The organism is Rhodococcus sp. 1163 (genome assembly GCF_002091985.1).
Taxonomy (GTDB): Bacteria; Actinomycetota; Actinomycetes; order Mycobacteriales; family Mycobacteriaceae; genus Rhodococcoides.
This window is the reverse complement of record NZ_MKKX01000008.1, coordinates 1-1,653: the sequence shown is the minus strand read 5'-3', so window position 1 is coordinate 1,653 and position 1,653 is coordinate 1. Positions and strand designations below refer to the sequence as shown.

Sequence of the window (1,653 nt, the reverse complement as noted above, 5' to 3'; positions counted from 1 at the left end):
GCCTCATGCGAAACCGCCACACCCTTCGGCCGACCCGTCGACCCCGACGTGAAAATCACATACGCCGCATTCGACCCACGCAACACCGACAACCGCTCACCATCCCCCACAACCCCACCCGAAAAACCAGACACATCCAACGAACCCACATCCACCACCGACACACCACCACCAGCAAACACACCCACATCCCCACCACCAGAAACCAACACCAACACCGGAGACGCCACCTCCACGATGAACCCATTACGCTCCGCCGGCTGATCCGGATCCAAAGGCACATACGCACCACCAGCCACCACCACCGCATACATCCCCACCAACAAATCCACCCCACGCCGCATACCCAACCCCACCAAAACCTCAGGACCCACACCCTCACCGATCAACCACCGAGCCAAACGAAACACCCGCTCCCCAAACTCCCCATACAACAACCGCTCACCCCCGAACACCACCGCCACCGCACCCGGAACCTCCACCACCCGATCAACAAACAACGACGCCAACGTCGAACCCGAACCCGAAACGCCCTCCAACACACGAGAAGTCCCATTCCACCCCGACACCACAACATCACGCTCCGCAACACCCAACACACCAATATCACCCACCACCACAGACGAATCCGCCACCACCGCCTCCAACACCCGAACAAACCGCTCCGCAAACAACACCATCGTCGACTCATCGAACAAATCCGTCGCATACGTCAACGTCGCCGACAACCCCGCAGCACCACCATCGACATCGAACGACTCCGTCACCGTCACCTGCACATCGAACTTCGCAACCGCAACATCGAAATCAACCGCCGACACCGACAACCCCGGCAACTCCAGCGAAGACCGCTCCAAATTCTGGAACGACAACATCACCTGAAACAACGGATGACGCCCCTGCGACCGAGCCGGATTGAGCACCTCCACCAAACGCTCGAACGGCACATCCGCATGCCCGAACGCCCCCAAATCCCGCTCACGCACATCCCGAACCACATCAGCAAACGACCAATCCGAACCGAACACCGTCCGCAACACCAACGTATTGACAAACATCCCGATCACATCATCGAGAGCAGCCTCACCACGCCCCGCCACCGGCGTACCCACCGCCACATCATCAGACCCCGACAACCGCGACAACAACACCGCCAACGCCGAATGCACCACCATGAACAACGACGCATTCAACTCCCGCGCCACCACACTCAACCCACGATGCACACCCGCATCCACCGAAAACACAACATTCGCACCACGATTGGACGCCACAACAGGACGAACCCGATCAGAAGGCAAATCCAACTGATCCGGCAAACCCTCCAACGCCGACCGCCAAAACGACACCTGCTGCGACAACAACGAATCCGGCTCCGACTCCGACCCCAACACCGCACGCTGCCACAACGCATAATCGGCATACTGCACCGACAAAGGAGCCCACCCCGGCCCCTCACCCGAAGCCCGCGCCACATACGCACCCATCACATCCCGCGTCAACGGCCCCATCGAAAAACCATCAGCCGCAATATGATGCACCACAAACACCACAACGAACTCCGAACCCACACCACCCGAACCCACAACCTCGAACAAACGAGCCCGAAACGGCACCTCCGCCGTCACATCGAAACCAACAGAGACGAACTCG

1 protein-coding gene is annotated in these 1,653 nt (G+C 59.5%); it reads right to left on the bottom strand.

Annotated elements, in window-relative coordinates; translation table 11 throughout:
- The coding region (locus BJD99_RS01760; protein WP_143541999.1) for a condensation domain-containing protein at positions 1-1,653 on the bottom strand (1,653 nt) is incomplete at both ends.